Origin of the sequence: uncultured Draconibacterium sp. (assembly GCF_913060805.1) — a bacterium.
Classification (GTDB): Bacteria; Bacteroidota; Bacteroidia; order Bacteroidales; family Prolixibacteraceae; genus Draconibacterium.
Genome location: NZ_CAJXTC010000012.1, coordinates 75,081 through 100,344 on the forward strand (window position 1 = coordinate 75,081; position 25,264 = coordinate 100,344).

General features: G+C 39.8%; 26 protein-coding genes. 10 read left to right on the plus strand and 16 right to left on the minus strand.

Going from position 1 to position 25,264, the window contains the following annotated elements; genetic code table 11:
* Positions 1–119: 119 nt before the first annotated feature.
* From QZ576_RS09475 to QZ576_RS09505, 7 genes are all read right to left on the minus strand, one after another.
* On the minus strand, positions 120–779 hold the full coding sequence (locus tag QZ576_RS09475; protein ID WP_297096443.1) for a DUF3164 family protein: 660 nt from the start codon (positions 777–779) through the stop codon (positions 120–122).
* Between the two features lie 22 nt (positions 780–801).
* Positions 802–1,059, minus strand: coding sequence for a hypothetical protein (locus QZ576_RS09480; protein WP_297096445.1), 258 nt, complete (start codon positions 1,057–1,059; stop codon positions 802–804).
* A gap of 123 nt (positions 1,060–1,182) precedes the next feature.
* A complete protein-coding gene (locus QZ576_RS09485) occupies positions 1,183–1,680 on the minus strand; it encodes a hypothetical protein (RefSeq protein ID WP_297096447.1) in 498 nt (165 codons plus the stop codon).
* Positions 1,681–1,701: 21 nt separating this feature from the next.
* Positions 1,702–2,346 (minus strand): hypothetical protein, encoded by a 645-nt coding sequence (locus QZ576_RS09490; RefSeq protein WP_297096450.1) that lies wholly within the window; start codon positions 2,344–2,346, stop codon positions 1,702–1,704.
* A gap of 15 nt (positions 2,347–2,361) precedes the next feature.
* Positions 2,362–3,258, minus strand: a complete 897-nt coding sequence (locus tag QZ576_RS09495; RefSeq protein WP_297096452.1) for an ATP-binding protein — start codon at positions 3,256–3,258, stop codon at positions 2,362–2,364.
* 55 nt (positions 3,259–3,313) lie between these two features.
* On the minus strand, positions 3,314–5,413 hold the full coding sequence (locus QZ576_RS09500) for a hypothetical protein (RefSeq protein ID WP_297096453.1): 2,100 nt from the start codon (positions 5,411–5,413) through the stop codon (positions 3,314–3,316).
* Between the two features lie 6 nt (positions 5,414–5,419).
* Positions 5,420–5,668 carry a hypothetical protein gene (locus tag QZ576_RS09505; RefSeq protein ID WP_297096455.1) on the minus strand — a complete coding sequence of 83 codons (249 nt, stop codon included), beginning with the start codon at positions 5,666–5,668 and terminating at the stop codon, positions 5,420–5,422.
* Positions 5,669–5,863: 195 nt separating this feature from the next.
* Here QZ576_RS09505 and QZ576_RS09510 point away from each other — a divergent pair, with 195 nt between their 5' ends.
* From QZ576_RS09510 to QZ576_RS09540, 8 genes are all read left to right on the plus strand, one after another.
* Positions 5,864–6,217, plus strand: coding sequence for a hypothetical protein (locus tag QZ576_RS09510; protein WP_297096457.1), 354 nt, complete (start codon positions 5,864–5,866; stop codon positions 6,215–6,217).
* A 497-nt stretch (positions 6,218–6,714) separates the two neighbouring features.
* A complete protein-coding gene (locus QZ576_RS09515; protein ID WP_297096459.1) occupies positions 6,715–7,551 on the plus strand; it encodes a PhzF family phenazine biosynthesis protein in 837 nt (278 codons plus the stop codon).
* A 214-nt stretch (positions 7,552–7,765) separates the two neighbouring features.
* On the plus strand, positions 7,766–8,353 hold the full coding sequence (locus QZ576_RS09520; RefSeq protein ID WP_297096462.1) for a DJ-1/PfpI family protein: 588 nt from the start codon (positions 7,766–7,768) through the stop codon (positions 8,351–8,353).
* A gap of 628 nt (positions 8,354–8,981) precedes the next feature.
* Positions 8,982–9,230 carry a GIY-YIG nuclease family protein gene (locus QZ576_RS22545; RefSeq protein ID WP_367270465.1) on the plus strand — a complete coding sequence of 83 codons (249 nt, stop codon included), beginning with the start codon at positions 8,982–8,984 and terminating at the stop codon, positions 9,228–9,230.
* Positions 9,231–9,456: 226 nt separating this feature from the next.
* The gene (locus QZ576_RS09525; RefSeq protein ID WP_297096464.1) at positions 9,457–10,149 is read left to right on the plus strand and encodes a porin family protein; all 693 of its coding nucleotides are present in this window, start codon (positions 9,457–9,459) and stop codon (positions 10,147–10,149) included.
* A 30-nt stretch (positions 10,150–10,179) separates the two neighbouring features.
* Positions 10,180–11,061 carry an AraC family transcriptional regulator gene (locus QZ576_RS09530; protein WP_297096466.1) on the plus strand — a complete coding sequence of 294 codons (882 nt, stop codon included), beginning with the start codon at positions 10,180–10,182 and terminating at the stop codon, positions 11,059–11,061.
* Positions 11,062–11,295: 234 nt separating this feature from the next.
* Positions 11,296–12,771 (plus strand): ketol-acid reductoisomerase, encoded by a 1,476-nt coding sequence (gene ilvC / locus QZ576_RS09535; RefSeq protein WP_297096469.1) that lies wholly within the window; start codon positions 11,296–11,298, stop codon positions 12,769–12,771.
* Between the two features lie 120 nt (positions 12,772–12,891).
* Positions 12,892–13,563 carry a DUF1080 domain-containing protein gene (locus QZ576_RS09540; protein ID WP_297096471.1) on the plus strand — a complete coding sequence of 224 codons (672 nt, stop codon included), beginning with the start codon at positions 12,892–12,894 and terminating at the stop codon, positions 13,561–13,563.
* Between the two features lie 14 nt (positions 13,564–13,577).
* Here the strand turns inward: QZ576_RS09540 and QZ576_RS09545 are convergent, their stop codons facing one another.
* The 4 genes from QZ576_RS09545 to QZ576_RS09560 all read right to left on the minus strand — a co-directional run bounded on the left by QZ576_RS09545 (position 13,578) and on the right by QZ576_RS09560 (position 16,399).
* The gene (locus tag QZ576_RS09545; protein ID WP_297096473.1) at positions 13,578–14,822 is read right to left on the minus strand and encodes a DEAD/DEAH box helicase; all 1,245 of its coding nucleotides are present in this window, start codon (positions 14,820–14,822) and stop codon (positions 13,578–13,580) included.
* A 257-nt stretch (positions 14,823–15,079) separates the two neighbouring features.
* Positions 15,080–15,493, minus strand: coding sequence for a threonyl-tRNA synthetase editing domain-containing protein (locus QZ576_RS09550; protein ID WP_297096475.1), 414 nt, complete (start codon positions 15,491–15,493; stop codon positions 15,080–15,082).
* Between the two features lie 50 nt (positions 15,494–15,543).
* Positions 15,544–16,017, minus strand: coding sequence for a heme-binding domain-containing protein (locus QZ576_RS09555; protein ID WP_297096477.1), 474 nt, complete (start codon positions 16,015–16,017; stop codon positions 15,544–15,546).
* 1 nt (position 16,018) lies between these two features.
* Entirely contained in the window at positions 16,019–16,399 is a 381-nt protein-coding gene (locus QZ576_RS09560) for a heme-binding domain-containing protein (RefSeq protein ID WP_297096479.1), read from the minus strand.
* 150 nt (positions 16,400–16,549) lie between these two features.
* On the opposite strand from QZ576_RS09560, the gene QZ576_RS09565 reads away from it, so the two are divergent.
* Complete coding sequence (locus tag QZ576_RS09565; RefSeq protein ID WP_297096481.1) at positions 16,550–18,733, plus strand: T9SS type A sorting domain-containing protein; 2,184 nt, start codon at positions 16,550–16,552, stop codon at positions 18,731–18,733.
* A gap of 1 nt (position 18,734) precedes the next feature.
* Here QZ576_RS09565 and QZ576_RS09570 read toward each other — a convergent pair whose 3' ends face one another.
* The 3 genes from QZ576_RS09570 to QZ576_RS09580 form a co-directional block, all read right to left on the minus strand.
* On the minus strand, positions 18,735–20,387 hold the full coding sequence (locus QZ576_RS09570) for a mechanosensitive ion channel family protein (protein WP_297096483.1): 1,653 nt from the start codon (positions 20,385–20,387) through the stop codon (positions 18,735–18,737).
* A gap of 87 nt (positions 20,388–20,474) precedes the next feature.
* Entirely contained in the window at positions 20,475–20,948 is a 474-nt protein-coding gene (locus tag QZ576_RS09575; RefSeq protein WP_297096485.1) for a hypothetical protein, read from the minus strand.
* Between the two features lie 42 nt (positions 20,949–20,990).
* A complete protein-coding gene (locus tag QZ576_RS09580) occupies positions 20,991–22,385 on the minus strand; it encodes a peroxiredoxin (protein ID WP_297096486.1) in 1,395 nt (464 codons plus the stop codon).
* 239 nt (positions 22,386–22,624) lie between these two features.
* On the opposite strand from QZ576_RS09580, the gene QZ576_RS09585 reads away from it, so the two are divergent.
* The gene (locus QZ576_RS09585) at positions 22,625–23,527 is read left to right on the plus strand and encodes a glycosyltransferase family A protein (RefSeq protein WP_297096488.1); all 903 of its coding nucleotides are present in this window, start codon (positions 22,625–22,627) and stop codon (positions 23,525–23,527) included.
* Positions 23,528–23,569: 42 nt separating this feature from the next.
* Here the strand turns inward: QZ576_RS09585 and QZ576_RS09590 are convergent, their stop codons facing one another.
* Together QZ576_RS09590 and QZ576_RS09595 are read right to left on the minus strand one after the other, a co-directional pair.
* Positions 23,570–24,613: a hypothetical protein gene (locus QZ576_RS09590; RefSeq protein ID WP_297096490.1), complete on the minus strand. Its 1,044-nt coding sequence runs from the start codon at positions 24,611–24,613 to the stop codon at positions 23,570–23,572.
* Between the two features lie 54 nt (positions 24,614–24,667).
* Positions 24,668–25,264, minus strand: coding sequence for a hypothetical protein (locus tag QZ576_RS09595; RefSeq protein ID WP_297096492.1), 597 nt, complete (start codon positions 25,262–25,264; stop codon positions 24,668–24,670).

Below are 25,264 nucleotides of genomic sequence, written 5' to 3' on the forward strand. Positions count from 1 at the left end.
GCCCCGGTCAATCACACCGGGGACTTAGTTCAATTGCTACGTGGGAAAAATTTTCCCAAGACTTATAATTACTCTCAAGAACGCCGGGTTATAGTCTTATCCCGTGGACTGTATAGTGTTTAAACTGCACTCATACTAAGGGCAAGCCACTGCCAAACCCCGTTTTCATCAAGGTATTTAGCCTTTACATAGGTCGAGGTTCGTTGAGGCTTCCATTGCGATTGTATAAACTCAACCGCCTCAATCAGTTCTTTGTCTCCAAGTTCTTTTGCTTTGTTGCCAAGGTCTAACACACGGCTTGCTTTCAGCACTCCCTGCGAGTTTGGTTTTAATAAGGTTCTGAGGTATTCACGCGCTTTCGGATCATTAATTAAATTCTCAATACACTTATTGGCACGTTCAATACCAATGCCTACATCATCGCCCCAGCGATCAATAATGTTGTGGCCAATAATGATTGAACGTTTATTATCATCAGAGGTAAATGTGTGCGACTGCTGACGCTCCATTTGTTCGTCTGTAAGTTTATGAACCTCTTGTTTCATATCGAGCAATGCACCAAACTGGGCGAAAATATCAGCCTTTTCTGCCTCAAGGCTAGTTGATACAAGCTGCAAACTTTTAAAAGTTGTATTCACCTGTTCATTTTTCAGGTTGTCATAGTCTGCTTTTAACTTTTTTTCGACTTCACGTTGAGCCTGATCTTCAGCCTCCAACTGTCTTCTTATCTCTGCTTTTTCTTCAGCACTGAGTTTTGCATACTCAATCTTTTCACTCATTTTAATACTGTTTAAATGATTATTAATCGTTGTTTAAAATCTCGTTTACTATTGCTATTGTGGTCGGATCGGGCACTACCATACGGCGGCACATTACTTGCTGATACACTTCATCCGCTCTGTGGTATGTACCATTAATTACCACATGTGCCTTGTCTATAACCATAGTTTCAACTTTTCCATGATAGCTTGGAAAATGTTCTTCTACGGCCATTATCGCAGTCTCAAATCCAGCATTCTCAAAAAATTCAACAAGGTCTTTATCGCTTAAATAATTCATCGGTCTGTTCTTTCAATGGTTAATTCTAAATCTGCTCTCGGGTCTTTAAATTTGCCGTCAATGCGCTTTTGTGTACACTCAATACTGTTTTCAACCAGTGCTAAAATTCGCGCAGTTTCCATATCAAATCCCGCTTCCAACCTCTTTTCTAACTTTTCCCGGCGTTGCTCTAACTGTTGTAGTTTTACATGCAGGTACCCCTGCCGCTCTCTGTCGGCACTCAGGTTTTTGTTTGCCATAAAAAATTTGTTTAAGTATAAAATTTGGAATAAGGGCATCAATCATTGCAAGGTTATTGCCCAGGTCTTGTTTGCTCTCAATAAATTCGTTTTGGCATGTCATTTCAAAATGAACACTCCACCAAAACCAAAAAGCCGGAGAAAAACGAATTTTATTAAACACCTCGCAAGGGAGCATCTCTCCAAATTCCGGGCTGTTTAAAAATGCTTTAAACAGGGCATCAAACACGCGCTTACGTTTTATTTGCTCTGCCAAATCTTCAAGGTAAATACACCCCGACTCGAAAAACATTTCCCAAAGATCATTCTCGGAAACCGACAGGCGGCAAGCGGTATGCAATAGCGTACCCGAACGCAGTTTTTTGTTAATTTTTAGTTCCATTGTATTTGCTTGTTTTGTTTGTTATAAGTCTTCGTTTCGATAGGCCTCGGCTCCTGCTTTCCATATTGTATAAGGCTGGCCTCCACCGTACCGGCTAAGGGCAAATGCCCGGTAGCCTTCAACATGTATCTTCACAAATGCATCGTAACGGATGCTTTTAGCAGTTCTCCCCGATGGATTTCTACCATCAGCATGAGAGATCAGGATAAATAGCTTGTTCTTAAACTCTTTGCGCAAGGCGGTATAATCGCGGTAGTTTAGTCCCGAGTACTGTACACTGTCAATTACAACTACTTCGGGGCTACGGCGTTTCCTCAGGCGAATTTTCAGGTCTTCTACCGGTTCACTGTCCAGTAATATCACCTTACGTTTAACTTCGCTCATGCCAACTGCCTTAAATGCCTTTTTCATCGATACTGATGCACCTTCCTCTAAGCTGTCATAAGCTACGCGGTAACCAAGTAATGCCAGATACTTGCAAAGCTGAAGGGCAAAGCGGGTTTTTCCGTTCCCGCTGTCGCCCCAAATTAACCACGAGCCACCAAGCTCTGGGCGTCCCATCATTGCCTCCCAAGCTCCCTCAAATGGTATTTCATTAAACTTCATCGATTCTAACTGACTTACTGATATTGCCCTGCTCAACTTTACTTCACTCGTCCCACTCATTCTAAAATCTTCCCTTTATGCTTCCTGCCCCTGTACTAATTTTTTGTATGCTTTAATTTTGTCCTTTACACGTCTGAGATCATGGTCTGAATCCTCATAAATCTCTTTAATACGACTTGCTTCAGTAATACCGTTGGCAACGCAAACTGCACGTACATCGGTTGACCCGACACCGTTAAGTTTGATAAACTTTTTACCTCCACGCGAGTAAATTTCCGGGTACCCTTTCTTACCAAGGCGAATGCCTTTCTTAATCCGTTTTTCAAGAAATTCAGTGGCAATCATTATTATGCCGCAATGGTCTTCAAGATTATTGTAAAGGGTAATAAAAAAGTACAGTAGCTGATCATTCAACTTGTCTGCTTCATCAAGTACCAATAACGGGGCTTCCTGTTCTTTCAGCTTGCGAACAATCACGCCCATAAGTTCATACATGGTGTATCCGCTTGCATCTTCGCCAATAGCTGTTAAAAGCTCAAAAAGAAATGTTTTGCGGTTCCAAAAGTCATTGCATTTCAAAGTGTAAACCTGTTTGTTTTCTTTAGTGAATTTTTTAATGGTTTCGGTTTTGCCCGATCCGGTTGCGCCGGTAATGAATGATACTTTTGAGTTTTCTTTCGAATAGGCGAGCAGTTTGTACAGTGTTTTAAAATCGCGGGTTTCAGCAACCACCCATTCATCATTTTTACAGCCAACCTGAGCCGCTACATTCCTCCACATTTCAGCCTTAATTTTTGCCCATGCCTCAGGTGTTTCCGGGCTTTCGCCATACTGTTTTGCACCTTTTAACATGTGGCTTACAGTTGCCGGACTAACATTTTTTAAACTGTTAGCAGCCTTATTCTGGCTGTCGTACATGCCGCAGTATTCGGCTAATTTCTCACTGATTTTGAATTTCTCTTGATTTGTCATAATTTTGTTGTGCTTTTGTTCCCGGTTTCACCTCTTGGTGGCCGGGATTCGTTTTTTATATCAAGTCGTAAATGTCCTTTTCATCATAACTTTCTTCCTCACCATCGGCCATCACTGCATTGCTCATGGCTTTTTGCAAGCGTCCAAAATTGTCCGCCTGTTTTTGTGCTTTCGCTTTTTTCAATGAATTAATGCCTTTTGGTGTTGGAGTAACAAGGCCGTGTTGTTCGGGCAGTTGGTTGTGTTTTTGCTGAATTTCTCGCAACTGGTTGTATAACTCTATACGCATGGCTTCCAGCTCCGCATCTACTTTGCGCATCCACGAAGCTTCCCATTTTTCCTGCTCCTGTACTCCCCGGTGTACTTCAACTTTTTGTTCAGCCGCAGTTACAAAGCGTAAACCTTGCGGAGTGTCTTCGTACAGGTAGATCATAGAAAAATCCTGCGGATCGAATTTCACCCTGAACTTTTTATCAATATTCCGGGCTAACCAACGTACATCTGGAAGTCCGTTCGGAAGCATAACCATGTAGTCATACTTCACTTTCTTTTCTTCAAAAGCAATGCCCCACGCGCTGCATTTCACTGTCCTTTGGCGCGTTACCCAAAACAGGTCAACCATATCCATCATTTCAAGCTTAACAGCCCTTGGATTTTCGCTATCGCGATACATTTCAATCCTTGGTTTTCCTGTTTTCGGGTGCGGGGCATTGTTCCACTCCTCCCTACGTTTCTTATAAATCTCGTGTATTTCTGGTAATGTTGGCAGGTTGTATTTATTAGCCATAATAAACTCCATATTGGCCTTACTTTCCTGCTTTTTCGACTGAATATTTTGTCCTGTAAAGAACCAGTCCTTTTTCAAAAACTCCATTTGGTAACGGCCAAATGCATTTTCAATGGTTTTCGATTTTCCGTTATAGGGCTTCGTTCTAATCGATAAACGAGCCAGTTTTGTTAAAAAATCACCGGCTTCAAGCTTCTTATGGCCTCCTTGGTTGTCAAACTTAATCTCGTAAGGCTTTTGTCCGCTGGTTTGAAGAGCCATCCGGTAAGCACTATATTGCGCTTGATAATCTTCTGTGTCCGAAATGAAATAACCAATAAAACACTCGCTGTAAACGTCCATAACCTCATAAACACTGGTAGTTTTCATCTGAAAACGGCCTTGCGTATCTCTGGCTTGGTAGTAATAATTCAACTTGGTACCGTCGCTATACCACAGGCTGTCGCGCATAGTTGGCAGAATGGTTTTTTGTTGGTACCCAAATTTTTCTTTCGCGTTTAATTCACCATAACGGGCCCCCCACCAGAGCGGCTTAATCTCCGGTTCGTACAAAAAGTTATGAATTGCGTCAGTACTTTTTAGTCCTTTCCAATCTTGCGAAGCTGCTAACTGGTTGTATTCGTTCAATAGCTGCTGTTCGGTTGCAATCCGATTAACCATACTAGTCCAGCGGCTCAAAATCCAAATCTTGGCTTCATCATTAATCTTCTCACTGTTTTTATTACACCAGTTGCCATGTATAAGGCTCTCATAACCAATTCTGTCATAACGGCTATTGTTAAGCGCCTTGTATTTTCTGTATGTTTCCTGTAACCTCCGGTGTGCTGTCGATGACAATGGCAGCATTTTGCCCTCAGCATCAAATTTTGGCGTTGGAGGCAAAGAGTGTTTAAACACTGTTTTATCAAGATTTACAACCGCTTGTGCAATCTTTGGCCAAACTCCTTTTAATTTGCCGTTTATCGCTTTTGTAGCCGTTCCTCTGTCAGTCAGAATTAAATGAATTGCATTCAGAATAGATGCATTCGTGCAATATTCATCTTGCGCATCTTTTGGCAAATGATCACCGCTATCCATAACATAATCCCTGAAATAAATTCGGGCTTTATCATCCTCTACAATCAAATCCTTCAGCGCACTTTTAGTTGATTGCTCCTCCGGTTCACCTCCAATTAAAGCGCGAATCTTTTTCTTAAATCTTTCAGGAATACTGTAATAAAAAACCAACGATGAGTTATCAACGCCTCCTCCGCGTTTGGCCAATTCAATCTGACCTCTTCGTAATAACTTGTAATAGTTATCCTCGCTAAAGACAAATTCAGTTAACCATTTTTTTGTAAAACATATTTTATCACCGAAGTATTCCATAACCGATTAATTTGCGTCTGAAGGACTAAGAGTACTAATGAGCTTCTTATTTTCTCTGACAAGCCTATCAGCCGCAGCTTTTACAGCTGCTTGCATTTTCCTTTCTCCCGAAAGCTGTTGTACAACACTTACATACTTATAACCCGAGGCTGTAGCTATTAACTGAATGTCTCCATGCCTTAAATGTTCCTTGTCCTCGTACGGTTTCCCGTATTTTTTTCGTGTGTTGTTTGCTTTTGTCTCCTCTTTTTGCATAACTTTGAATAAATTTAATGATACAAACATACGCAATTGCGTTCTTTTCCCAAACTCAATTGTGTACTTTTTTGAATATTTTTTTACGATTTTTTATAAGTGAGTATTAACAAGAGATTTATAGAAGTCATTAACTACTTCGAAGATGGTAATAAGAACGCATTTGCGCGAAAATGCGACTTAAAACCTACTACATTGAGTGGAATTGTGGGGGTGAGACAGAGTGATCCATCCTCAAAGATACTCAATTGCGTACTTCAGGCATATCCAGAGCTAAATATACGGTGGCTTCTAACAGGATGGGGGGAGATGCTGGAGGAACGGGCATCTGATGTTGGATTTCAAAAATTACAAACCCAGGAATGCGCCGAATGCGCACACAAAGATGAAACAGTTAATAACCTAAAAGATTTGGTTGAAAGTTTAAAACAAGACAAAGAAGACCTTAGAGACAGAGTCAAAAGTCTTAAAGCTGACAAACAACGCTTGCTAGATTCAATAGACTCGGCTACCGGCGAAAACTCTACTGGCAAACGCAATTCCGCATAATTAAGCACATATCATCACAGCCTATTGAAAATCACTACTCACCCCAACAAGATACACGCGCACACCTTTCTATTACCTTTCGCAATAAAAAAGAAGCCTAACAAACTATGTATGTTTGAATTACGTCTCTATCTGCATTGTCTAAAAAATGGCTTAAGGTGTGGCTTAACCTATGATTTAATGTCAATTTTATGGTAGTTTAAACGAACATTTGACACATATTAGTATAGTTTGAATGTGATTCTTGCCATGTTTTGTCCACCCAATTGTCCACCCAATTGTCCACCCAACCGTACATAAGTGTTAATTTCAACCTTCTAATCGGGCACAAAAAAAGGCTCTGTTAAAGCCTTATTTAGTGGGGGAGCACCTAATGTGACACGAGACATAAAAGTGCCTCAATCGCCTTTATAATTAACCTTTCAGCACTGTTTAATAAAAGCGTTTAACCTTTTTTGCTAATAGCTAAAACACTTAATTCGCTAAATTAACCTTCAATGGAAGCAGAATTAACCTTTTGCACAATTCGTTTTTTTCTCACTATCTTTGTTTCCTTTGATAATCAAGATATTAATATAAATCAATGTGTACGTTTTGTTTTTATCCCCTTATTTACTCCAGAATATGAAGTTCCTTTTGCCGGCCATCCTACTTTAGGAACAGCTTATGTAATCTCTAAATATTTATTATCGGAACCTAAAAAAAGTATATTATTAAAGCTAAAGCATGCAGATATCAGAGTTGATTTATCCTCTGTTGATAATCTGGATTTCTGTGATTTTGTAATGGAGCAAGCTCAACCCGAATTTATTAAGAAATATGGCCACGAAGAAATTGCGGTAGGATTAGGAATTGATTTTAAAGCTATAGATTTTAAAAGGTCTATAGAAGAGATAAGTACAGGTATTCCTTATATAATTATTCCAATTATTAGTTTAAAAGAAATGAATGGAATAAAACTAAACTCAGATAAAATAATTGAGTTTTTAATAAAAAACAAGTGCTATAAAACTAATAGTTGGTCAGAATTATCCACCTCATTATTTTTTATTACAGAAGAAACTTACGAAAAATTCAACAACTATAATGGACGTATGTTTTGTATTGAGAATGGAGATATAATTGAAGATTCCGCAACGGGAAGTGCCAATGGTTGCTTTTTGGCCTATCTTCTCAAAAACAATTCAAATTGTGTTTCTGCTATTGTTGAACAAGGTTTTCAAATGAATCGCAAATCTTATATCAAATTACAAGGCAAATTACACAACAGTAAATTTTCCTTAAAAGTCGGTGGGAATGTTGTTGAATTAAGCAAAGGCACCTGGAGCATTTAACCAGCCGAAAGCTAGAGTAAATAACATTATTATGTATAGTAATATATTTAAGTGAAATAACAATTAAAGGTTCGTAAAACGAAGAAACGCGTTATGGTAATTTTTATCGGGAGGAATCAATTACTATAAAACTCAATTAACTATGTGGAGAAAAAATTGCCCTAGTTCAGACCGATTAAAGAAACGAAATCTTATACTGATAAATTGATTTATTATGAAAAAAGCATTGTTACTGTTAGCCGACGGATTTGAGACATTTGAGGCAAGTGTGTTTATTGATGTTATTGGCTGGAATCTTGTTTATGGTGATAACTCGACTGAATTGTTTACGTGTGGATTAAGAAAGGAGGTTAAAAGTTCATTCAACCAACGGTTTATTGTGGATTACAGGATTGATGAAATCGATATTGAATTTTATGATGCATTGGCAATTCCCGGCGGATTTGAGGTTTATGGATTTTACAAAGATGCTTATGACAATACATTCTCAGATTTGATCAGAGCTTTTAAATCAAATAATAAAATCATTGCATCTATTTGTGTTGGTGCCTTACCGGTAGGAAAGAGCGGAATCTTAAACGGTAAAAACGGAACGGTTTACAATAGCCCAATTCGGAGAGAGGAATTAAAAGGATTTGGGGTTAATGTGATACATCAGCCAATTGTGGTAGATGATAATATCATCACATCATGGAATCCGTCAACAGCTATAGATGTTGCATTATTATTGCTGGAGAAATTGACAACCAAAATCAATGCGGACAAAATTCGTAAGTTAATGGGTTTTGAAGTAAAAGACTAACTGGCTAATAGAATAAGTGAATGAGCCAGGGCAGAGATGGACTCGATCTTTCTTTGTCTTTGATAGACTTTAAAAGCTATGTTTTTGTGCAAATATTGTGCAAACAAATATGAGTTATACCAAGCAATAGAATCTCGACTGCTGGAATCTGGATCCATTGATCAAACTCGAGTTTCTTTTTCATTTGGGGTGATTTTGATTTCATTCAAAGCTATTGAATATTTTATTAACTTGGAAAAATAATGCGTGGATTAAAACATAGGCAAGCAGAGGATCTCCTTAAACACTTCTATCAACCAGGGGAGAAGGTGAGCTTTATGAACTGGTTCGGTTGTTGATTATTGCTGGGTATTTATTATTTTTTGCATGAGATGATGTTTTATCAGTATGGGAAATCAAGGTTGTGATTATATGTTACTATGAGGTAAAAAATGCTATATTTGTAATAAGAAGGTTAGTTACGAAAGTTCAATGACATACTAAGACAATTGGTGAAATTTATTTGGTTACCAAAACGTTACACGAATCGAATAAGAATGTCTCAAAGTCTTGATATTGAATAAGAAAATTTTGGTGGTTCGAGTCTCGTCGTCACCGCAAAAGCAGCTCAAAAGGCTGCTTTTTTGTTATGAAGTATTACGTTTATATCATCTATTCTGCTAGCCTTGATTCATATTATAAAGGACAAACTTCTTGCTTGGAGGAGCGTTTATCACGGCATAATTCAGGCTATGAAAAATCCACGTGTAACGGCACTCCCTGGAAGCTCGTTTGGAGTACAACAAAATCAACAAGAGGTGAAGCTTTAATATTAGAGAAAAAATTGAAAAACTTGTCGAGGGAGAAAACGCTAGCATTTATAAAAAAGTATAGCTAAAGACGCTCGCGAGCCCTGACGCCCAAAGGTGTCAGGATGCTGACCAAAGCGTCAGCATTCGAGTCTCGTCGTCACCGCAAAAGCAGCTCAAAAGGCTGCTTTTTTGTTTTGTAATGTTTCCTCCTGTTGGCTAAATAAACAGCGGAAGTTTCCCGTATCGCTGTTTTCCATAAAAATTCATATCTTTCACCTCGTATTTATAAACCCAATTATAAAGTTTCGAACCATGAAAAAATTTACCTCTCTATTATTTGTTGCATGTCTTATGCTGCTTGCAATTCAATCAATGGCACAATATCCGTCCGTAACTTTCTTTGGAGGTGGGAATATGGCCAACACCAGTATGAAATTTGGAACGGGAGAAACCGAAGCCGAAGATTCGTATAAAGCTTTATATGGAATGAATATTGGTGCGTTATACGAATATGTGCTTAACAAAGATAAGTCGCAGGAAATTGCTGTTGAAGGTGGTTTGATTTTTGAAAATAAAGGCTACCATAAAAAGCCGACAGATACACAGTTCAGCGATAATAAAACAACATTATACTTTATCGATGTTCCATTGTACGTGAAATACCTCTATCGTTTCAGGAGCAGAAATAAGTTGTATGTTGGCGCCGGTCCTTTTGTGGGGATGGGTTTGTTTGGCAACGCCGATTATACTTTTCAATATCCGGGAGCAGAAGACGTAGTTAGTAATAACGAATCGCTTAAATTCGGGAACGACCCGATGGAGGATGATTTTAAAAGACTGGATTATGGAGTTTCCGGAAAAGTAGGTTTCCTGTTTCTGAACGGTTTTAATATGTGCGTTTCGTATGATTATGGTATGGCAGATATTAAACCACTCGAAAACCAGGAATCAAAAACAAGAGTATTACGTTTATCGCTGGGTTATACGCTAAAATTTGATGATTAGAAATAACCGCCGCGCCACATCTATAATTAAGTGAAAGCAGGTTCTGAAAATTTACCGGTTTACAGCTTGCACAATTTTAGTTCGGAAGAACGTGCAAGCCAGCAGTTTCAGGTAGAAGTATTTGATGCCAACCGGCATTTTGCTGTTAAGTACCCGCATCGTCACGATTTTTTCGAGGTGTTGTATCTGCACAAGGGAAGCGGCTCGCACGTTATCGACGGAAATAAGTATGATATCGAGCCGCCGTGCATATTTTTCATGTCGCCGGGACAGGCACACAAAATCGAGTTCTCGCACGATATCGATGGTTTCATTTTTATTTTCACCGCTGATTTTTATCTACTCAATCAACGAAATCCAAACCGTTTAATCGAGTTCCCTTTCTTTTTTACCATTCGGCAGGATAACCCGCCACTGCTTCTAAAAGAGGAGAGTGACAAGTTGTTTCTGGAGAGTTTGTTTAAAAAAGGTGTTAACGAAATCAGCAAACCCGAAGGCTACTCCATCGATATTTTACGATCGGTACTTGATCTTATTTTAACAACTTGTGCTTCGCTTTATCCGTACGACGAGAACCGTTGGAAAGGAAAAGGGCACATTGTGGTGAAAAAGTTTTTTCAACTACTGGAAGAGCATTTTCATGAGAACCTTTCAGTAGCGCAATATGCCGATATTATGGCATTAACACCAAATCATTTAACGCAAACGGTAACCCAGCTAACCGGGAAAACTTCGTCGCAGATTATAAAATCCAAACAGATTATTGAGATCAAACGCCTGTTGGTACATACGAATCTCAGTGTTTCGGAAATTGCTGCAAAAATGAACTTCCCCGATCAAAGTTATTTTGCCAAATTCTTTAAACGCGAAGTCGGTCTGTCGCCTTTGCAGTTTCGTTCGAAATCGCTCTGAGTTTGGTAAAAGTCCATATTTTTCACCTTGTTTAAGCTGTTGAAAATTAGTCGTGTAATTTTAAAGCTTAAAACAGAGTTAAAATCCAAATCCATGAAAATTACCTAAAATTCATGTAATTTTACATCTCAGGCTTACAGAAATTTTGTTGCTTTGTATTCAGGTTTGTGCATTTGGATACAAACCGCGGAATATTACAGCTTAAAAGTATATTAATTGTAAAAATAAAAGATCATGGAAAACTATTTCAATACATTGCCACTTCGTCTTCAGTTAGACCAGTTGGGAAAATGCGACTTTATGGAAGAGTCGGAATTTGCAGACGGAGTTGAAAAACTGAAAGGAAAACAAATTGTAGTATTGGGTTGTGGAGCACAGGGATTGAACCAGGGCTTGAACCTTCGCGACAGCGGATTGAATGTAGCTTACGCGCTGCGTCAAACTGCCATCGACGAAAAACGTGCATCGTATGTTAATGCTACTGAAAACGGTTTTGAAGTAGGTACTTTCGAAGAATTGGTGCCTAAGGCTGACTTGGTATTGAATCTTACACCAGATAAACAACACACTCCGGTAGTAAACAAAGTGGTTCCTTTAATGAAAAAAGGTGCTTGTTTGGCTTACTCACACGGTTTCAATATTGTTGAGGAAGGAATGCAGATTCGCGACGATATCACCGTAATTATGGTGGCTCCAAAATCTCCGGGTTCAGAAGTACGTGCTGAGTATGTACGCGGATTTGGTGTGCCTACACTGATTGCAGTTCACCGCGAAAACGATCCAAACGGCGATGGTTTGGAAATTGCAAAAGCCTATGCCGTTGGTACCGGTGGTCATAAAGCGGGTGTTTTACTTTCGTCGTTTGTTGCCGAAGTAAAATCAGACTTGATGGGCGAGCAAACCATTCTTTGTGGTTTATTGCAAACCGGTTCTATTTTGAGCTTCGACAAAATGATCGAAAAAGGAATCGACGCTGGTTATGCATCAAAACTGATTCAATACGGATGGGAAACAATTACTGAAGCGTTGAAACTTGGTGGTATTACCAATATGATGGATCGCTTGTCGAATCCTGCTAAAATTGAAGCTTACAAACTTTCAGAAGAACTGAAAGAAATTATGCGTCCGTTGTTTGAAAAACACATGGATGATATTATGTCAGGAGAATTCTCATCGACTATGATGGAAGACTGGGCTAACGACGATAAAAACCTGTTGGGATGGCGTGCTGCTACCGGCGAAACTGCTTTCGAGAAAACTCCGGCAGGCGACGTTGAAATTAGCGAGCAGGAATATTTCGACAATGGAACTTTAATGGTTGCCTTTGTAAAATCGGGTGTTGAGCTGGCATTTGAAGTGATGACAGAATCAGGAATTAAAGAGGAGTCGGCTTATTATGAGTCGTTACACGAAACTCCGCTGATTGCCAACACAATTGCACGTAAAAAACTGTTCGAAATGAACCGCACAATTTCGGATACTGCAGAGTACGGTTGTTACCTTTTCGATCACGCTTGCAAGCCGTTATTAACTGATTTCATGAAGAAAATTGATACCGATGTTATTGGTAAAAATTTCAACGAAGGAAAAAGTGCACACGTTGATAACAAAGAGTTGATTGAAATTAACGACGAAATTCGTTACCACGATGTGGAGATTATTGGTGCTGAATTACGTGAGGCAATGGAATCAATGAAATCGATTATCTAAGAGCTTAATCGCTTGAAATAATAAAAACAGACGATCATATAAATTCGAAGCTGGCTCTGCCTTTTAGGTGGGGCCAGTTTTTTTTGTAGTGACCTGCATCTTTTGTAATTTTAAATAAAAATGGCTCGTTCAGGATTTATTTTCGTGTGTTTTATGTGCGCTTTTTTAACGCTATTTATTTCTTGTAATAATCAAACAAAGAAAGACGCTCAACAAAACCAAACTTATACTCCCGACATTCCAGGAGGCTGGCAAACCTTATTCAACGGAAATTCACTTGGAAACTGGGAAATCACCTCATTCGGCACTGAAGGGCCGGTTAAGGTTACCGAAGGAAGTATCGTTATCAATTACGGCGATGGTTGCAGCGGAATTACCTGGACGGATACTTTTCCGAAAGTAAATTACGAAGTACAACTGGAGGCCCGCAAAATGGTTGGTAACGACTTTTTTTGTGGAATGACTTTCCCGGTTAACGACGAATTTTGCTCGCTGATTGTAGGAGGGTGGGGCGGCCCCGTTGTTGGTTTAAGCAGTATTGATGGTGTTGATGCTTCGGAGAACGCAACACAGGTACTAAAGAACTTTGAAAAAGAGGTGTGGTATACCATCCGTCTGCAAGTGACAGAAACCACAATCCGTGCCTGGATTGACGATGAAAAGTTAGTGGATTTCAGTTATCCCGGACATAAATTGAGTATCCGGCCGGAGGTGTCGCTTTCAAAACCGTTTGGAATATGCACCTGGATGACAACCGCCGAGCTGCGTAATATGGCGATTCGAAGAATGTAAGTACGTGATAATACTTACTTTTTCTTTTTTTTCTTCTTCTTTTTCACCTCTTTTAATTCGCGTTCGTTTTCGCGCATTAACTTTTGCCAGTTGTAGTCGGTGTCTTTTGTAAAATCCAGTGTTTCTTTGTAATCGTTTTTGTCGATCTCCAGACGATGAATGTCTTTCCCTAAAAAGCTTTCAATCTCGTCCAGAATTTCACGCTCTTCTGCGCTACAGAACGAAACTGCTTTTCCTTTTTGGTTGCCACGTCCGGTTCGTCCTACGCGGTGTACGTAGTTTTCTGCAACTTCCGGAAGATCGTAATTCACCACAAAATCAACGTTCGGAATATCAATTCCACGCGCACTTACATCAGTAGCGATAAGTAATTTAAGGGCGCCGCTTTTAAAACGTTGCATCGTTTCGTCGCGTTCAGCCTGATCTTTGTCGCTGTGTATGGTGTCGCTTTCAATTTCAACACGTTCCATTGCTTTTTTCACGCGTTCGGCACGTACTTTTGTTCGTACAAAAGCCAGAATTTTAGCTTCAGGATTTTCACCCACAAGCCGCTCCAGAAAAGCTCTTTTGTCATCCATTTCGATAAATGCCACTTGGTGCTCGATGGTTTTTGCCACCGGATTTTTGGGCGATATCTGGATGCGAATAGGTTTGCTTACCAATGAATAGGCAAGCTTTTTAATCTTTTTATTGATGGTTGCCGAGAAGAATAAAGTCTGGCGCTTTTCGGGCAGAAAACGTATCAGGTCGTTAATGTCTTTTATAAAACCAAGATCGAGCATGTGATCGGCCTCATCCAAAATCAGTGTTTTTACGCCGTGCAATTTTAAGTGACCCTGACTCACCAAGTCGAACAAGCGACCGGGAGTAGCCACCAAAACATCGGTGCCGGTTTTTAAGCGTTCGATTTGAGGATCCTGTTCAACACCACCAATAATTACGGTAGTTTTTACCCCCGTATTTTTTGAAATGGAAACAAACACGTCGTTGATCTGTTTAGCCAGTTCGTGCGTTGGAACCATAACTAAACAACTGATTCCCTGAACATGTTGATTCAATTTGGCCTGTTGTATATTATGAATTACCGGAATGGCAAAAGCCGCAGTTTTTCCTGTTCCTGTTTGGGCGATGGCCAAAACATCTTCGCCTCGCAACACGGGAGGAATCGCCTTAAACTGAATGTCAGTCGGACGACGGAATCCGTTCTTTGCCAGGTTGGTTTTTATGGTGTTGGATATGGAATAATCCTCGAATTTCATGTGTACTTATTTTCGGCAAAGATAACTGAATTTATTGAGCAGGAGTTAAAAGTAAGAAATGAGCACTGAGACGGTGAGGATCGATGGAAGATTGATTTTAAGATTGATGGAGATTGAAAAATTGTTAAACTGTAAAATTGTAAGATTGTGAACTGAGACTGAATACTGAAAACTGTGCCTTCGGATGGTTTTGGTCGGGGTATTCCAACAACGCTGTTCTCAACTTTTTCCTTTCTACTTTTGCCTTTTGTCTTTTCTTAAAGCGTTGCCCAAATACGCGCCAACGAAAATCCCGGAGCTTTAATATTCAGGTCGAGGAAATAGCCAAATGGTGTTTGTGCTGTTGTGAATTCGGCATTTTGCAGGCGTTTTTCAGCCAGATCGAAAAGTTCTTTAGTAAATTCAACCGATGCTTTCGATTCCGAAAGGTGGGCAAACGAGTGAAGAATCACACTTTTACAATTGTTTTTTCGTGCCGTCCATTTCAGGTGATTGACCAGTTTTTTCTCTCGGCTTTTCACGTCTTTCTCTTCGTCGTTTTCTTCCACCTGTATAAATGCTAAAATCGAATCTGAAAATTGCGCACCTTCTGTAATATCTTCAACTTCCTCCAAATTTTTCCGCGCCGGTTGGTACGAAAACTCATCAACATACATTACCAATACCTTCATTTTTTCGGATTTTGGGTAAAGATAATATTTATGAGAGTTAAAGTAAAAACTTATTCGCCGGCAGCGTTGGTAAGCAATTCTTCAGCCAGTTTTGTGGTCCAGTCGCAAAGCTCTGCAATTTGTTCGTCGCTTAATTTTGCTTTCGGATGAATGGCTCGGTACGATTTTAACGGCATGGATTTTCGTTTCGTTTCCTGGCAAATTTCTTCCAGTTTGGTAATCTTCTCAAAAATGTCCATGGTTCCCCATTCCGAAAAATTGAGTTCTGATTTTCCTTCGGTAATATGATCACTCACCATCCACGAAACCGGTGCAATATGGTTGTACCACCAGTAGTTGGTATGGTCCGAGTGGCAATCCATACACGCGGTTGTTAACAGGGTTTGGATATTCTCAGGAACTTCAACCTGGTTGAAAATATGATTGCTGCTTACTTCTCCGCTGTTTTTTTCGGGTTGAAAAAACTGGATAGCGAAAAAAGCAAGCAGCAAAAAGATTATTGAAAATCGAAGTATTCGGCGCATATTACATTCCTTTTACCAAGGCTTCCGCTTCTTTTTTCGACCAATCTAATAACAGTTGTTTATGATCATCGCTTAAAGCTTTGTCGGGAAATCTTTCCAGGAATTTTTTTGGTGGCATTTCACCTTTTTCAAGCACTTCACCAATTTCTTTGTAAGTACTAATCATTTTAATTTTCGAAAGGCTGTCGAGTTTGTTGAAGTCAAGCTCCTTTTTTCCGTCCTCATTTCTTGAGTCGGTATTGTGGCAACCAAAACACGAATTTTGTATTACCTCTTTAACATCATCGGGCATGGCCGGAGTTTTTGTTGGTTTGTTGGTGCCCAATGCAACCAGACTAATTACAAAAAATAGTGCAACGAAAATTGATAATGACTTTTTCATAATAAATTTTTATTAGTTACGGTTATGTGCAATATAAAACACAATACTTGAGTTTTTGTTGAAAAGTTTCGTGATTGACATAAATTGACTAAAAAATACGTAATTTACGCGGTAATTATTTTTATTTACCCTGCGAAAAACCTTTTAAGAATGCGTTTGTATATTCCTGTTTTAATATTGTTCATTTTTGTGTGTAATTCGGTAAGTGCACAGTTGTCGGAAGGAGGTTTCCCTTTGCAGGTAGTTACTTTAAAAAGCACCGACAGGGCGTTTGTAAAAATGCCGGTATTAAAACAAAGTGTTATTGACGCAGCGGTGGATGCCAATAATGAATCCGACAATCAGTTGAAGGCACTAACTTTTGCCCATGCTTTTAATGTCGATCTTAGCCCTTCAAATTCAGGAGTGTGGTATACAACAAACGCAGGTTTTAATGTTTGGCGCATTACCATTTCGTCGGACAATGCGTATTCGCTCAATCTTATTTTCGATGATTTTGAATTGAGTAAGAAGGGGCGGTTATTTATTTATAACGAAGAAAATAATCAATACCTCGGCGCTTTTACATCGCTTAATAATAAACCTTCGCATAAATTTGCTGTGGCACCGGTTGCCGGCAATAAAATTACCGTGCAATACGAAGTTCCTGAAAACGAAGGAACACCCGATGATTTTACGATCTCCCGGGTAAACCATGACTTTATGGGGATTTTGAAATTCGACAGAAGACCGATAAACGGAGATCCTGCCGGTGCGTGTAATATTGATGTGAACTGCGAAATTGGCGATCGCTGGAGTGAGGTAAAAGATGCGGTTGTCCGCCTAATTGTTGATGGACGTGAAGTATGTACCGGAACTTTGGTGAACAATACCGCAGAAGACCAGAAACCTTATGTAATATCGGCATCGCATTGCTACGACCAATGGGATTATGCTGAAACTACGGTATACACTTTTAATTACGAAAGTCCTTATTGTGCTCCGTTGGATGGCGATCCGATTCATTCGCTTTCGGGAGCGATAATGAAAGCACACTACGATAGTCTGGATTTTGCACTGGTGGAATTAGATGATCTGCCGCCGCCTGATTTCAGACCGTATTATGCCGGCTGGGACCGATCGCCCGGATTACCTGATTCATCGGTAAGTATTCATCACCCAATGGGCGATATAAAAAAGATATCGTTCGATTATCATGCGCCGGAATATGCAACCTTTTCTTCTTCGTCGATTAAAAATCCAAGAAATGGATCATTTAATATATTGCGTTGGGAAGAAGGAGTTACCGAAGTTGGTTCTTCGGGTGGTGCGTTGTTTAATATGAAAGAACAGGTTATTGGAACTTTGTCGGGAGGAGCTGCTTATTGCGGAAATCCGGTGAACGATTATTATGCCCGTTTTTCGATGCAATGGGACTACAGTTCTGACACCACTAAGCAATTAAAACACTGGCTCGATCCTCTCGGGACGGGAACTCTGGCGTTAAACGGAAGACAGTTTAATAGCAACGAAGATTTGTGTAACGCGTTTACAAATTTGACGGATACGGATGTGCACGGAAATATTTCCCTAACTGTTTCGGGCAATGCAGAAGGATATTGGGGCGGAACGAATTCGGCCGGAATTACAGAAATTGTGGAACGTTTTTCGATTGATGGTGATGAAATTCTGGATGGCGTTTCGTTTGGTGTTGGGAAACTGGTTACGCACAACAACAATAGCCGGATAACCGTGAAAGTGTACAACGGTAGCACTTATCCTGAGGATTTGCTTTACAGCAAAGAGGTAAACATTGACCACTGGGCTGAAGATGCCATGAACTTTGTAAGTTTTGATCAGATGGTGAAGCCTGCCGGTGATTTCTTTGTGGGATTTGAATTGAGTGATGTAAATGCCGCCGATACTTTTGCTATCTATCAATCGTTGCGCGAATATGAAGATGCCAGTAACCACCTTTATTTACTCCAAAACGGTAGCTGGGAAAGTTTCGCATCGTTGAATACGCAAAATTACGCCATGGTTAATGTTATGGAACTGGTGGCCTGTAATTACCGTATTTTAACCGATACGCCAATTGTTGATCAACCGGAGAATGTTTGGGTTTATCCAAATCCAACAGCCGGCGAATTAAATCTGGAGTCGGATAAAGAAATTGATCCGGAGGATGTAGTGGTGTACAATTTGATCGGACAGGAAATGAAAACATCCGTTATTAAGACCGATAATTTCCGCATAACGCTGAACCTGCTTGGAAAAACTGCCGGTGTTTATTTTGTGCGTTTTCCTTACGGCGATTCGTTTGTTACCCGAAAGATCTCATTTGTTCCCTGGTAATCTACTTTTGTCCGGTGGCCTTTTTTATCACATCGCCAACCGGATCAGTGGGAGGATTCGTGTTTTTCTCCTGAGGAATTGTAGATGCATTTCCATCGCGGAAAGCCGAGTAATGCGGCGATAATATTTCAACGCCGGCTTTATTAAATTCATTCAAAATACTTTTATTGAGCTCCGAATAAAAATGCGCCATTTTCCCGGGTTGTTTGGTGTAAACATTCAGTTCGTATTCCACATAAAAATCGCTAAGGCTTTTTTGAAGCACAAAAGGTTTAAAATCGCGGGTTAGGTTTTTGGTGTTTTTTGCCGCGTCGAGTAACAGTTTTATTACCGTTTCGGCAGGTACATCGTAGCCAATGGTTACAGTGGGGTGGATAATTATTCCCATCTGACTGGCATTTTTTGTATAATTCCACAAATGTGTATTTATAATGGTAGCGTTCGGAATGGTAACATCTTCATTTTTTATTGTTTTTATGCGGGTTACCAGCAGGTTCTTTTCAACGATATCGCCCATGGTGTCGCCAATTTTTACGCGGTCACCAATTTGAAACGGCCGCATGTAGGTGATTACAATTCCGGCAACAATGTTTGCTATTGCCGAAGTGGAACCCAGGGTGAAGATTACACCAACAAAAATTGATACGCCCTGAAAAGCTTTTGAAGAAGGCAGGTATTGCACAACGAGCACGGCAGTAATAATATACATTACGATTTTTACCAGGTTAAAAGTTGGTTTGGCCCAATCGCTGTGAAATCCTTTAATCCTCAACTTGCCCGTTTCTATCTCGCGAACAACCACCGACATTATCTTTAAAAGATAGCGGGTGATCATGATAATCACAAAAATGGAAAACAAATTGGGGATAAAATCGACAAAATCATTGGCTATTTTCTTTACCGGATCGGCAAGGTAACCATAGAATTTATCTGCCAAATCTCTCGTCCACGGTAAAAAACTAAATAAAAAGGGCAGGTATAAAAACAGCACTACCACCAGCAATGCAAACTTTACTATCTTAGAAATAAGCAGGAAAATATTACCTGTATTATTGGGAAGAAGGTACTTTAAAAAACTTTTCCTTTTTTGTTTTAATCCTTTCTCGTAATGTTCAAGTTTGACGTTCAGTAATGAAAAGAACTTATTGATTAGGAAAATAATGAGGATAAGTCCTGCCAGCGCCAGTATGGTATATAATGCCCGTAATAGCCAGTAAACCAGTGTGCCTCGGGCAATTGCTTCTTCATAAGAACCTTTAACAATAACAAGAATTTCATTGGCCAGATCTTCTCTTGATTTTCCCCAAAGTGCAGCATCTGCTTCACTAACGCTGGTAATTGAATGTTTGTCGTAATAAATTATTGAATAGTTGTTTTTCTCTGTAACTTCAAATAAAGTCTCATCTACCTGAAAGTTATCCATTACCATTTCCATCCTTTCGGTTATCGTTGCAGCTCTTTCGGCAGGAGTGTAAGGACCCAGATTGGCGTAAACAGGAAATAGTGTGTCTTTATTAAAAACAACGTAAGCAACTTCTGCTTTTTGCGGATTTTTGTCGACAGCAGAATTTGGAATAGAATCGCTTACTTCAGTTTGAGAAAATACCTGAAGAAAAAACGTTACAAGGGCAACGAAGATAAGAGCTTTTCGCATGATCTGGATTTTATTTGTTAAAAGTTACAATAAAATTTCCAATCAACGCAAGGGGAATCGGCGCAAAAGTTATGTTTTAAAATGTACCTATTCAGGCTTAAAAGGAAACGAAGAATGGTGCAGATTAAGCTTCAACGAGTTGTCGGCAGCTCTGAAAAAACCCATGGTGTATTCTACTTTTGTTTCTGCTCCTTCGGCATCAATAAAAAAGTAGTTGCCCATAACTATAGCCTGTTTAAAATTGGCGATAAAATCATGGACTTCAAAACGAACTTTTTCCCAGGGTTGAAGGGCAAATCCTAAGTCTTCAGGAAACTTTTCGTTCCCACCAACAAAGTATGAAAGCGCTTCTTCTTTGGTTGCCCTGAATTGCGGATCGGTAGCTTTTGTTGGTTTAAAAAGTACTTTACTTTCGCCGTAACCATACAGGTCGGCAATGTGCTCCTGGGCGGCTTTTACATAATCGCCTTTTGCGGTGTAAACTTTACCAATGTGAATAATTCCGTTTCCCCAGTCGTACTGACGCTGTAAAATATCTTCCTTACTGAATTGTTCATTCATTTTCCTGCAATTTTTTATTCAAGATAACAGGATTAAATGAGCTTAGTTCAAATCAAGCGGAATAATTTCTTTTAATTGTTCCACGGTCATTTTTTTACCGATGATTTTTTTGTTCTCGTCAAGCAGGTAAACGCCGGGCGTTTTTCGGGCGTCGTACTTAATTTTAAAACGCGAGGTGTGTTGCGGATCCCAAACATTTATCCAGTCGAACATATCGTGTTTGGCCAAAAACTCCGTCCATTCGTCCTTATCATCCATCGAATAAATGGCATATACAGTCAGTCCTTTGTCTTTGTAGGGCAGGTATACATCTTTATAGAATTCGGGAACAAAAACCTTACAATGCGAACAATTGGGCTCGTAAATAAGAACTACTGTTAATTTCGAATCGATCTGGTGCAGGTTGATAAATTCGCCATCGTAACTTTCAAGCGTAAGGTCGGGAGCAATTTCGCCGATCAGATTGTCTTTCATAAAAAGTACATTCTCACGAATGGCCTCCATCGATTCCTCGGTGGCCCAAAATGCTTCGCCACTCAAATAATAATCACGGGCAATATCAACAAACAGCGCGTCCATTCCCATAATATTGCTGTTAATACTGCCATTCAGAAAAAAGGACGTGGCAAACTGAAAGAGGCGTTTGTTGGGTTTTACATCTTCGATAAATTGGTAAACATATGGCTTCACCGAATCATAATCGGGGTACAAAACTTTGTTAAACCAGGTTTCGATTTTTGCTTTATAAAAAGGCGTAAAGAGGTAACGCTCATCAGTGTAGTCGAAATAATCCCAAAAATGTTCTCGCTGATAGTTGAATTGAGCCATAAGCAGCAAGGAATCGTTTTCCTGAACCTCCTTTGGCAGCGTCGACTGATCGAGTGTTGGAACATAATTAGCCGTTAAAAATTTGTACAGAAATGAGTCGGGGAATTTTTTATCAATCATCGCCCAGTAATCGTGCATTTCGTGGTTCAGCGCCTCGCGTTGTTGGGCAATTTTTTCTCTTTCTGCGGCATCGCCATTGCGGTAAGCCTGGTTTAACGAGGCACTCTGTTGCTGCAGGTCGCCCAGAAAATTCATGTAATCGACAAACGCTTCCGATTCGGCAGCACCTTCTATTTTCGAATCCTTACCGTCTAAAGTGGAATTGCTCAATTTAAAATCCTGATCGGCACCCAGCAAAAAATCAAAATGATGGTCTTTGTCAACCAATATCTTATACAAACCTTGCGTTAAAAGACTGTCGCCGGTAAATACGCCATGTCCGTTTGCATCAAGTGTGGTCGTGTCGGCACCATAAATTTTGCCAAGATAATGGTACGCCAGCTGAATTGTTTTATTGGGGGCTCCATCAAGCTGAACTTCAATGTTATAGTGTTGTGCGCCAAGCTGAAGACTAAAAAATAGAAAAAACAGAAATACGTATCGTGTCATAAGCAATTTCAAATAAAGTCTTAAAAATAGAATAATTACACGAAATGGCTTCTTTACAATATAATACCGATTAGAAATCAAACTGAAATTTTGGTTCATTTATTCCCAAAATCTCTTTGCTTAACTATCGGCATTAACCATTGTAATGTCATAGCTCGCTTCGGGCTCCCTCTGAAAACAATTGGTTTAATTGTTTTAAACGCGAAATGTTGTAAATTCAAGCCCTGTAAAAAGAAACTATGCTTTCGGTAAATATCCCGGTATATAACGTTGAAGTGGTGGATTTGGTTAACGAAATTTACCAACAGTCCGCAAATTTAGACATTGATTTTGAGATCAGGGTTTATGACGATGGTTCGGACGAGATTTTTAAGTCGCTGAACCGCATCGTTAAAGGCAAATCCAATGTTGTATATCAGGAAATGGAAAAGAATCTTGGAAGGGCTGCTATTCGTAATAAAATGGGAGCGGATTCAGTGTTTGATTGGTTGTTATTTATTGATGCCGACTCGAAAGTTATCAGCCCGGATTATTTGAAAAATTACCTGGAAAATCGCAATGAAAACCGCGTGTTGTGCGGAGGAACAGCTTATGCGAAACAAAAACCTGCTGACCCGGAAAAACTGTTTCGCTGGACATACGGCACAAAACGTGAGGCCGTAACTGCAGCAGTTCGTAACCGAAGTAAAGGATTTATAATTACCTCAAACAATTTCTTTCTGGCGAAGGAACTTTATGAGCCGATTCATTTTCGGGAAGAATTGCGCGAATACGGACACGAAGATACGCTGCTGGGATACGACTTGTTTTGTGCCGGCGTTGAGATATTTCATATTGATAATCCGCTGGAACATACCGGACTTGAAAGTGGGCAGGCATTTTTGAAAAAGAGTTGTTTGGCGCTCGAGAATCTGAAAAAGATAGGAGAGGAGCTGCTGGATGGCGACCGAATGTTTTACCGGCAGGTAAACTTCCTACGAAAATATAAACGGATCACTTTTTTTATTCCATCGCGAACTATCGGGCGGCTTTTCAGGAAGTACCGTGATAAAATGGAGGAGAATTTAAAAGGTGCTCGTCCATCGTTATTGGTTTTCGATTTGTATAAGCTAGGTTATTTTGCGGGCATAAAAAACCGCTGACAAATTTGCCAACGGTTTTTCGATTATCTAATAGTTCAAGTATTAATTATCCAGTTCAATATCGCCGTAACGACTTGTAACCGTAACTTTTCCGCCTTCTCCCGAACCAACTTTTCCAACAACGGAACTTTTGTGGTTGTCTTTAATACGGTTTCCTGTAAACTCATCTTCAGGATAGGAAATACCGCAGTAATCGCAGCTGGCATCGAGTGAATAATTGCCATCGTCAAGTCCCAGTGATATTTTTCCATAGCTGTTTGTAATGTCGATGAAATCAAAGCCTGCTCCAACTTCGTCAACTTTAATACCACCGTAACCCGATTCCACTTTTAAGCTTTTGGCCAATTCATCAATTTTAATGTTGGTGTACTTAATTTCAGCAACCATCGACTCCAGTTCTTCAAATCTAAACTTGTCGTATTTCGATTCAATAACTACCGACTTACATTCTTCAACGCTTATGTTCGAGTATTTTGATTCGATATTCAACGAAGTAGCTTCTTCAATATCAAGAGGAGAGTAGCTCACGTCAACATCCATGTGCGAAACTTCGCCAATATTTGCGTTTCCGTATGCCAGCGATAAGTCGAGCGAACCGCTTTCGGGTGTATTCAGTTCGTAAGCGGTAAAGTTACCGTACTTACAGTTGAACTCGCCATTTCCGGTAAGTCGGGCAACAATGGTGTTGCCGTACTTGTTGTCGATTTTCAGGTCTTTGTCCGATGGGATGTTCACTTCGTAATCGATGCTAAAACGTCGGTTACTTTTAAAGTTCTTTTCAATTTCGGTTACTGCTTTTACGGCACTTCCCGATTTTCGGATGGTTACTTCCAACATATCCAGTAAATCATCAGCTTTGTTTTCGTTAGGTGCATCAACAGTTATGGTTACATGAACGACAACTGAATCGCCCCCTGAATTATTGATTTTTACTTCGCCAAACCGGTTGTCGATTTCCAGTGATGATACCTCATTGTTTAACCATGATTCATGGAACTCCTTTGTTTTTTCTTCAGCTAAAACTGTTGCTCCGGCCGACAAAATGCCGATCATAAACAGTGCTGCAATTCTTTTTAATGCCTTCATTTTATTCTGGTTTTAATTTTTACTATTAATTCTTTCCAGCCATTTTCCGATGTGTTAAATGGCCGTTGTTTCCTGTTCAAATTCTTGTGTTTTCTGTTGTACTTCCTCTAATTTGGTAATGATTATATTGATTACACTAAGCTTAGCCTGATAATATTCTAACATGGCGTTTATTACACGTTCGTCGTTCGGGTTGGCGGCCAAATCCTTTTGCAGGTTTTGGTAAAGTGTTTCAAACTCGGCCAACTCATCGTTCATCATATTTTGTTCGTCTTCCGAAATCAAACCTTCTTCAATCCATTTGTTCCACTGATCGATACCGGTGTTTATCGAACTGGTGTAATAATATTCAACCTCCTGGTATTCGGGCGAAATGGATGCAAGACTGATGCTCGCCGATTGTGTTTTTGAATCGAAAATTCCCTGGTTATCAGGCGAAAAATAGATAAATGCCTGGTTGGTTGCCAAAAATACAAATACAACGGCGGCTGCAACTTTCAAAATAAGATTCAGACTTATCGTTCTTTTCTTTTTATTTTGTGCATCAAGCTTTGCCTCAAATCGTGCAAAGTGGCCTTCCATCGGTTCGTTATCGTTTAACGTTTCAATGTTATCCAGTATCAGTTTTTCTATGTTGTCCTTCTTTTCCAT